This is a genomic window from Streptomyces sp. NPDC006544 (genome assembly GCF_040611715.1).
Lineage (GTDB): Bacteria > Actinomycetota > Actinomycetes > Streptomycetales > Streptomycetaceae > Streptomyces.
The window spans coordinates 1-9041 of record NZ_JBEXOV010000172.1; the positions used below are offsets into that span (position 1 = coordinate 1).

A 9041-nucleotide genomic window follows, 5' to 3' on the forward strand; every position below is an offset into this window, starting at 1 on the left:
CGCGCCTCAAACGCCGGCGGGGCTGGGAGGGGGCGGCGCCTCGAGCGTCGGCGGGGCTGGGAGGGGGCGCTTCGAGCGTCGGCGGGGCTGGGGGGGGGAAATGTAGCCTCGCCGGCGTTTGAGGCGGCGGGGTCCGGGGCGGAGCCCCGGGGGGTCGGGCAGGGCCCTGCCTCGAGGGTTCTCAGGGGCCGGCCCTGGATCACACACCCGCCGGCCAGGCGACTGGCACGTTTTGCCATCTGACGTGCCCGTGGCCTGTTTCGGACATGCCGTGTTCACGCTGCGTTGTTCGCAGGCCAACAGTCTCAAGGCATGAAGAAGGCACTGCTCGCCGCGACCGTCGTCGCCTCCACGCTCACCCTCGCCGCCGTCGTGGCCCCCGCCGCCTCCGCCGCGGTGTCGGCTTCCGCCGACTCCGGCTGGGACCTCCACCGGGGCGGCCGCCACGGCCACCGCTCCTCCGTCCCGTTCACCGAGGCCACCGTCACCGCCGGCGCCGACGGCGCGTTCACGCTGAAGTGGAGCGCCAAGGGGACGGGGCGCGTCGAGATCAAGGCGAACGGCAAGGTCGTCGCCAAGGGCGGTGCGCAGGGCCAGGCCGTCGTCACGGGGCTGCCCGCCGCCGACCGGCAGTGGTTCGACTTCGAGCCCGAGCGCGGCGAGGGCCTGCGCCTGGCCGACCGGCTGGTCGCGCTGGAGGGCACCGCCAACTTCCGTGACGCCGGCGGCTACCGCACCACCACCGGCCAGTGGGTCAAGATGGGCGAGATCTACCGCTCCGACGCCCTCGACAAGCTGACCGCCAACGACCTCGCCAAGCTCCAGCGCCTGCGCGTCAAGACGGTCTTCGACCTCCGGATGGAGAGCGAGCGGACCAAGGACGCCGACAAGGTTCCGGCGGGCGCGAAGTACGTCGTCGCGGACGTGTTCGCGGGCTCGCCCTCCTTCCAGGCCATGCCGACCTCCCCCGAGGCCGCCGTCAAGGCCATGGCCGACGCGGAGAGGTCCATGGTCAGCGGGGACGGCGGCAAGAAGGCCTACACCCGGGTCTTCGAGGGCATCGAGCGCGACCGCGATCGCGCCGTCCTCTTCCACTGCACCGCGGGCAAGGACCGTACGGGCTGGGCGAACGCCTCGCTGCTGACGGCCCTCGGCGTGCCGGAGGAGACCGTGATGGCCGACTACCTGGCCAGCAACGACTACCGCAAGGCCGCGAACGACGCGATCCTCTCGCACCTCCCGGCCGCCCAGGCCGCCGTCTACAAGCCGATGCTCGACGTCCGCCCGGAGTACCTCAACGCGGGCTACGACGAGGTCAAGGCCACGTACGGCACCTTCGACCGCTACCTGAAGGAAGGCCTCGGCATCGACTCCCGCGAGCTGCGCGAGCTGAAGGACGACCTCCTCGTCGGCTGACCGGAGCGCGGGTCGGCCAAGAGGCCCGGGCGGGCGTGATCCCCGCCCGGGCCCCCTCGCGTACCCATGCCCATGCCCGTGCCCGTGCCCGTGCCCGTCAGTCCAGGACCGGGAGCAGTTCCGGCAGGTGGCCGTCCGAGGCGCGGGCCGCGGCCCGGCGTTCCTCGGGGACCTCGCCGTAGAGGGTCGTACGGGCCTTCGCCGGGCGGCCCGCCGCCTCCGCCACCGCGATCAGGTCCCGGACGGACTTGTACGAGCCGTAACTCGAGCCCGCCATCCGCGAGATGGTCTCCTCCATGAGGGTGCCCCCCAGGTCGTTCGCCCCCGAGCGGAGCATCTCGGCGGCGCCCTCCGAGCCCAGCTTCACCCAGCTGGTCTGGATGTTGGTGATGTGCGGGTGGAGCAGGATCCGCGCCATCGCCGTCACCGCCCGGTTGTCGCGCACCGTGGGGCCCGGCCGGGCGATGCCCGCCAGATACACCGGTGCGTTGGTGTGGATGAAGGGGAGCGTCACGAACTCCGTGAAGCCGAGGACCCCCTTGGCCCGTGCGGACTCCTGCATGCGGGCCAGCGTGCGGAAGTGCCCGAGCCAGTGCCGGGGCTGGTCGACGTGCCCGTACATCATCGTGGAGGAGGAGCGGATGCCGAGCTCGTGGGCGGTGGAGACCACGTCGATCCAGTCCGCCGTGGGCAGCTTCCCCTTCGTGAGGACCCAGCGGACCTCGTCGTCCAGGATCTCCGCCGCCGTGCCCGGGATGGAGTCCAGGCCGGCTTCCTTGGCCGCCGTCAGCCAGTCGCGCACCGACATGCCGGTGCGGGTCGCGCCGTTGACGACCTCCATGGGGGAGAAGGCGTGCACGTGCATGCCGGGCACCCGGGCCTTCACCGCCCGCGCGATGTCGAAGTAGGCCGTCCCGGGCAGGTCCGGGTGGATGCCGCCCTGCATGCACACCTCGACCGCGCCCACGTCCCAGGCCTGGGCGGCCCGGTCGGCGACCTGGTCGAGGGAGAGCGTGTACGCGTCGGCGTCCGTGCGGCGCTGCGCGAAGGCGCAGAAGCGGCAGCCGGTGTAGCAGACGTTGGTGAAGTTGATGTTGCGGGTCACGATGTACGTGACCTCGTCGCCCACCACCGACTTGCGCAGGTCGTCCGCGATCCGGCAGAGCGCGTCCAGCGCGGGGCCGTCCGCGTGCAGCAGCGCGAGGGCTTGGTCGTCGGTGAGCCGGGTCGGGTCGTCCGCGGCCTGCGCGAGCGCCGCCCGTACGTCCGTGTCGATGCGCTCGGGCAGCATGCCGGGGGCCGCCGCCTCGCGCAGGGCCTCCCAGTCGCCGTAGACGTGGTCGAAGTCCTCGCGGCGGTCGCCGGTACGGCCCCGCGTGTCGATCGTGGCGTGCAGATCGGTACGGCCGTACGCCGTGAAGCCCTCGTCCGGTTCCTGCCACGGCCGGCCCTCGACGGTCGCGGACTCGTCCGCGAGGCCCGTCCCCTCGTCGGCCAGCGCCCGTACGTGCGGCAGCAGCCGGGGATCCAGCCAGGGCTCGCCGCGCCGCAGGAACTCCGGGTAGATCGTCAGGCGTTCGCGCAGCTCGAAGCCGGCGGCGGCGGTGCACTCGGCCAGCTCGTCGATGTGCGGCCACGGGCGCTCGGGGTTGACGTGGTCGGGGGTGAGCGGGGAGACCCCGCCCCAGTCGTCGATGCCGGCGCCGATGAGCAGCCCGTACTCGGCGTCGGCGAGGTTCGGCGGGGCCTGGATGCGCGCGGACGGACCGAGGATGAGGCGGGCCACCGCGATGGCCGCCGCCAGCTCCTCCAACTCGGCGTCGGGCATCGCGCGCATGGCCGTGTCCGGCTTGGCGCGGAAGTTCTGGACGATGAACTCCTGGATGCCGTGGTAACTGCGCTGGATCCGGCGGAGCTCGAAGAAGGCGTCCGCGCGCTCCTCGTACGTCTCCCCGATGCCGATCAGCACCCCGGTGGTGAAGGGGACGTTGGAGCGGCCCGCGTCCTCCAGGGCGCGCAGCCGCACGGCCGGGTCCTTGTCGGGGGAGCCGTGGTGCGGGCCGCCGGGCTCGGACCACAGGCGGGTGGCCGTCGTCTCCAGCATCATGCCCATCGACGGCGCGACGGGCTTGAGGCGCTGGAGCTCGGACCAGGTCATGACGCCGGGGTTGAGGTGGGGGAGGAGACCGGTCTCCTCCAGCACCCGGATGGCCATGGCGCGGACGTAGGCGAGGGTGTCGTCGTAGCCGTGCGCGTCGAGCCACTCGCGGGCCTCGGGCCAGCGGTCCTCGGGCCGGTCGCCGAGCGTGAACAGGGCTTCCTTGCAGCCGAGCGCCGCGCCCTGGCGGGCGATGTCGAGCACCTCGTCCGGAGAGAGGTACATCCCGTGGCCGGCCCGGCGGAGCTTGCCGGGGACGGTGACGAAGGTGCAGTAGTGGCACTTGTCGCGGCACAGCCGGGTGAGGGGGATGAAGACCTTGCGCGAGTACGTGATGACGCCGGGCCGGCCGGCGGCTTCGAGTCCGGAGTCCCGTACGCGGGCGGCGGAGGCGGCGAGGTCCCTCAGGGCCTCGCCGCGCGCCCGCAGGAGTACGGCCGCCTCGGTCGCGTCGAGCGCGACGCCGTCGCGGGCGCGGCGGAGCGCGCGGCGCATCGAGTTCTCGGTCGGAGCGTCACTCGGAGTGGTCATGGCCCGAGCATACGATCCGCTCGAGCGGGGACGGGCGGCCTCATCGCATCAGCTCACCGGCGTTGACCAGCAGGGACTGGCCGGTTATCGCCCGCGCCCGGTCGGAGGCGAGGAAGACGGCGGCGTCGGCGACGTCCCCGTCGGTGGCCAGGTCGGGCAGTGCCATGCGGTCGGTGAGCCGGGCGTGGACCTCGGCTTCGGGGACGCCTTCGGTGTGCGCGGTGAAGGTGACGAACGCCTGGACCGGCGGTCCCCACATCCAGCCGGGGAGCACGGTGTTCACGCGGATGCGGTGGGGGCCGAGCTCACGGGCCATGGAGTACATGGCGGAGGTCAGGGCGCCCTTGGAGGCGGCGTACGCGGCCTGCTGCACCTCGTTGGGGGAGGCGATGGCGGACTGGGTGCCGATGATGACGACGGAGCCGCCGGTCCGCTTGAGGGCGGGCAGGCAGGCGCGGGTCATCCGCAGCGTGCCCAGCAGGTTCACGTCGAGGATCTGCTGCCAGGTGCCGAAGTCGGCGTCCTCGAGGCCGCCGAAGTAGGAGTCCCAGGCGGCGACGTGGACGACGGCGTCGACGCCGCCGAAACGTTCGACGGCCAGGGCCGCGAGGGCCTCGCACTGGCGCTCGTCGGAGATGTCGGTCGGCAGGTACGCGGTGTGCGCGCCGTCGGCGTCGATCTCGGCGGCGGACTTGGCGAGGTTGGCCTCGGTGCGCGCGCCGAGCACGGCGTTGCCGCCGTCGCGGACGACGGTGGCGGCGACCTGGTGGCCGAGTCCGGCTCCTACGCCGGAGACGATGACGGTCTTCCCTTGCAGCAGCGGCATGGGGCGGGCTCCTGGGTGACGAGGCGTGGGCCTTCATCTGACGGGGCGTCAGGCTACGGCGCGGGGCGCGGGGAGGGAAGGGGCGCGGTCGCGCGCGCGGTGCCGTGCCGTGTCTTCCCCCGTGCGTGCGCCTGCGCCTGTGCCTGTGGCCCCTGTGCCTGCGCCTGTGGCCGTGCCCGTGGTGCCCGTGCCCGTGTCGTCCGCTACGCGCCCGCCAGGCGGCGCAGGCCCTCCTCGATCTCCTCCGCCGTGTGCGTCGTGAACGACAGGCGCAGTGCGCGGGGGTCCGGGGTGCCTGCGAAGAAGGGGGCTCCGGGGACGAAGGCGACGCCCCGGGCGGCCGCCTCGCGGAACAGGGCGGTCGCGTCGTGGCCCTCGGGGAGGCGGGCCCAGACGAACATGCCCCCCTCCGGCCGGTTCCACGTGGAGCCCGCCGGGAGCGCCGCGCCGAGCCCCGCCAGGAGTGCGTCCCGGCGGATCCGGTAGGCGTCGCGGACCCGGGCCACGTGGGCGTCCAGGTCCACCGTCCGCAGGTACTCCGCCGTCGCCAGCTGGTCCACCGTCGAGGTGTGCAGGTCCGCCGCCTGCTTCGCGAGCACCGCCGCGCGCAGCAGCGCCGCCGGCGCGCGCAGCCAGCCCAGGCGGAGCCCCGGGGCCATGACCTTCGAGAAGCTGCCGAGCAGCGCCGTACGGTCCTCCGCGCCCGGGTGGGCGGCGAGCCAGGGGAGGGCGCGGCCCTCGTAGCGCAGGTCCCCGTACGGATCGTCCTCCAGGAGCCACAGTCCGAGGCGGGCCGCGATCTCCGCGACGGCCGCCCGGCGGGCGGCGGGCAGGGTGCGGCCGGTCGGGTTCTGGAAGGTGGGGACGGTGTAGAGCAGCTTGGGGCGTTCGCGCGCGACGATCTCCTCCAGCGCGTCCGGGAGGATGCCCTCCTCGTCGCACGGCACGGGTATCAGCCGGGCGCCGGCCAGCGCGAACCCCTGGAGCGCGGCCAGGTAGGTGGGGTCCTCGACCAGGACCGCGTCGCCCGGCCCGATCAGCGCGGTCGTGATCAGGGCGAGCCCCTGCTGGGAGCCGGTGGTGATCAGGACGTCGTCCGCGCAGGTGGGCAGTCCGCGCCCGTGGAGCCGCGCCGCCACCGCCTCGCGCAGCTCGGGGGCGCCCTCGGTCGTGGAGTACTGGAGCGCGCGGCGGGCGGACCGCGCGAAGGCGGCGTCGTACGCGGCGCGCAGCCCCTCGGTGTCGAAGAGTTCGGGGGCGGGCAGGCCGCCGGCGAAGGAGATCGTGCCGGGCCGGGAGGTGACGGCGAGGATCTCGCGGATCGCGGAGGGCTTCGTCGTGCGGACGCGGTCCGCGAGGGCGGGCGTCGGGGCGATCGCGAGGGCGGGTGCCGGGGCGGCCGCCGCGGCGGGCGCGAGGGTGGGGGAGGGCGGGGCGGCGGGCACGGGAGCTCCTTCGCAGGGGGTGCGCGGGTCGGCGCGCGGGTCGGGCGCGCGGGCGGGGTGCGCGCATCGTAGCCGCCAGGAATGTGTATCCGCCATCTATGTTTCGGATGGTGAACTCCCTTACCGAGGCTCCCCATCTGACGTGCTATCAGCTAGACCGGTCCCCATGACAGCAGACGAGCGCACCACCCGCGTCGACGACTACGCCGAGCTCGCCTCGGTCGGCCCCTACGGAGTCCGCCCCGGCCACGCGCTGATCACCATGGTCGAACCCCACCCGGGGCACGAGTTCGCGTACAACCGCTGGTACGAGGACGACCACTACTACGCCGGGGCCATGGCCATGCCGTGGATGTACGCCGGCCGCCGCTGGGTCGCCACCCGCGAGCTCCAGGAGCTGCGCTACCCGGAGAAGTCGGCCGTCGCCCAGCCCGTCACGGCCGGGTGCTACCTCTCCACGTACTGGGTCACCGAGGGACGCTACGACGAGCACATGAAGTGGACCGTCGGCATCAACAAGCGCCTCAACCGAGACGGCCGCGTCTATCAGGACCGCACGCACGTCTTCACGGCGTTCCAGGACCACGAGGCCACCGTCTACCGCGACGGCGCCGCGGGCCCCCGCGACTTCCACGCCCTCGACCACCCCTACGGCGGGCTCGTGGTCCAGGTCGTCGACGCCGACGGGCCCGGGCAGCGGGCCGAACTGCTGGAGCGGCTGCGTTCGAGGGCGCTGCCCGAGCGGCTGGCCGGATCCCCGGCCGCCATGGTCACGGTCTTCCGGCCGACGCCGCTGCCGGGCGACCGGATGACGTACGTGAAGCAGGTGGAGGGGGTCGACACCCGGCTGACCCTGCTGTGGTTCCTGGAAGCCGATCCGCGCTCCTGCTGGGACCGCTTCCAGGGGCTCGACGCGGAGGTCGCGCAGACGGGGCTGGGGCGGGTGGAGCTGGTGGCGCCGTTCATCCCGACGGTGCCGGGGACCGACCGGTACGTCGACCAGCTGAGGTAGCCCGGCAGGCGCGTCCGGGGCGCGCACGGGGGCGGGCGGCGACATGGCCGAGCCCCCTCGGCCAGGACGGCGGGCCAGTCGAGAGGGCTCCAGACAGTGGTGCGGTGGTGCTGGTGGCGCAGTTCTTGCGTCGGCCGGCTGGAATGTTCGCCTCGATGTTCAGCCGAGGCGCCCCAGCCGGCCCTCGGTCACATCGGCGACGAACGAGGTCCAGGAGCCGGGCGCGAAGGTGAGGGACGGACCGTCCTGCACCTTCGAGTCGCGGACCGCGACGGCCTCCACGAGGGGGGACCTGACCTCGACGCAAGCGCCGTTGGCGGAGTAGGAGGACTTGGTCCAGATTTCCGTTGCGCCCTGACGAATAGCCATGTGTCTCTCCGGTTCAGCGAGTGGTTCCGTGTCTCGCCGGCCCTTCCTCCGGCCGACGTGATCGACGCTACCCGCAGCGCCCCGACAGCGAAGGAGACGTTCACCCGACCGAGTGGCATATTCCATTCAGGCCTTTTGTGGCCGGGGAGTGACGGTGTACCGTACCGGCCCTCCGCGGAACGGAGCCCGTTTCCCCCTACTTTCTCTTGCCGGCGAACTCCTCGATGATCTCCGAGATGAACAGCCTGGTCTGGTCCACATTGAGCGCCTGTGCCCGCAGATGCTCGTACATCACGCTGTATTTCTGCACATCATTGGCCTTTTCCAGGTACAGATCGCTCGTCACGCCCTCGATGTAGACGACGGTCGAGTCGGAGGCGTCCGGGAATTCCAAAATGGCGTACTGGCCGTTGACGCCCGGGTGCGCCCCCATGGAGAACGGCATCACCTGCACCGTCACGTGCGGCTGCTCCGACTGCTCTATCAGGTACTCCAGCTGCCGGATCATCAACTGGGCGTCGCCCACGTGCCGCTGCAGGGCGGCCTGGTCGATGACCGCCCACAACCGCAGCGGTCCGAGCTCGGGGTTGTTGTTGTCGGTCTCGGAGAGCCGCTTCTGGCGGTGCATCCGGACCTGGACCCGCTTGTCCACGTCGGCCGGAGCGGTCTCCGGCCACGCGCCGCGGACGAGCGCCTGGGCGTACTCCGGGGTCTGGAGCAGGCCCGGGATCACCAGGGGTTCGTAGGTGCGCAGGCTGGCCGCGTCCGTTTCCAGTCCGATGTAGACGCTGTACGGGATGTCGCCGAAGGCGTGCCACCAGCCCTGCTGGCGGGAGTCCTTGGCCATCTGCATGAGGGAGTCGACGAGTCGCCGGTCCTCGACCTCGTACACGTCGCACAGGTCGCGGACGTCGCGCTGGCTGATGGAGCGACGGCCGTTCTCCAGTCGGCTGATCTTCGACTGGGAGACGAGCAGGCGCTCGGCGACCTGCTCGGCCGTCATGCCCTTGTCCTCGCGGAGCTTGCGCAACTCCATGCCCAGTCGGCGGCGTCGGACGGTGGGATTGACATTGGACGCCACGTGAACGGCACCTCCGCCTTCTTCTGTTGCTGTCTCTCTGCGTGTCTGATGCTGAGCAGACTGCCACCGAAGCATGCGGCCCCGCTGGGGAACGGGCCGGAACGGGCCCCGGAGGGATGCCGGACCGGGACGCACACGCGAACGCGCGGGGTGGCGGGGCCGGTGGGCCGGCCGTAACGCAGGGGGGCAGGGTGGAAAAGGCT

At 72.4% G+C, this 9041-nt stretch carries 7 protein-coding genes; 2 read left to right on the forward strand and 5 right to left on the reverse strand.

The window, feature by feature from the left end:
• The first annotated feature begins 312 nt into the window (after positions 1 to 312).
• Positions 313 to 1416 carry a tyrosine-protein phosphatase gene (locus ABZY44_RS36690; protein ID WP_356661724.1) on the forward strand — a complete coding sequence of 368 codons (1104 nt, stop codon included), beginning with the start codon at positions 313 to 315 and terminating at the stop codon, positions 1414 to 1416.
• Between the two features lie 97 nt (positions 1417 to 1513).
• Here the strand turns inward: ABZY44_RS36690 and ABZY44_RS36695 are convergent, their stop codons facing one another.
• The 3 genes from ABZY44_RS36695 to ABZY44_RS36705 all read right to left on the reverse strand — a co-directional run bounded on the left by ABZY44_RS36695 (position 1514) and on the right by ABZY44_RS36705 (position 6307).
• On the reverse strand, positions 1514 to 4105 hold the full coding sequence (locus ABZY44_RS36695; protein WP_356661726.1) for a bifunctional FO biosynthesis protein CofGH: 2592 nt from the start codon (positions 4103 to 4105) through the stop codon (positions 1514 to 1516).
• 40 nt (positions 4106 to 4145) lie between these two features.
• Positions 4146 to 4931 carry an SDR family oxidoreductase gene (locus ABZY44_RS36700; RefSeq protein ID WP_356661728.1) on the reverse strand — a complete coding sequence of 262 codons (786 nt, stop codon included), beginning with the start codon at positions 4929 to 4931 and terminating at the stop codon, positions 4146 to 4148.
• 203 nt (positions 4932 to 5134) lie between these two features.
• Positions 5135 to 6307, reverse strand: a complete 1173-nt coding sequence (locus tag ABZY44_RS36705; RefSeq protein ID WP_356661736.1) for a PLP-dependent aminotransferase family protein — start codon at positions 6305 to 6307, stop codon at positions 5135 to 5137.
• A 235-nt stretch (positions 6308 to 6542) separates the two neighbouring features.
• Here ABZY44_RS36705 and ABZY44_RS36710 point away from each other — a divergent pair, with 235 nt between their 5' ends.
• Positions 6543 to 7388, forward strand: a complete 846-nt coding sequence (locus ABZY44_RS36710) for a hypothetical protein (RefSeq protein WP_356661730.1) — start codon at positions 6543 to 6545, stop codon at positions 7386 to 7388.
• 159 nt (positions 7389 to 7547) lie between these two features.
• On the opposite strand, the gene ABZY44_RS36715 is transcribed toward ABZY44_RS36710, so the two are convergent.
• Positions 7548 to 7757: a DUF397 domain-containing protein gene (locus ABZY44_RS36715; RefSeq protein WP_356661732.1), complete on the reverse strand. Its 210-nt coding sequence runs from the start codon at positions 7755 to 7757 to the stop codon at positions 7548 to 7550.
• Positions 7758 to 7953: 196 nt separating this feature from the next.
• Positions 7954 to 8838 carry a helix-turn-helix transcriptional regulator gene (locus ABZY44_RS36720; protein ID WP_356661734.1) on the reverse strand — a complete coding sequence of 295 codons (885 nt, stop codon included), beginning with the start codon at positions 8836 to 8838 and terminating at the stop codon, positions 7954 to 7956.
• Positions 8839 to 9041 lie beyond the last annotated feature (203 nt).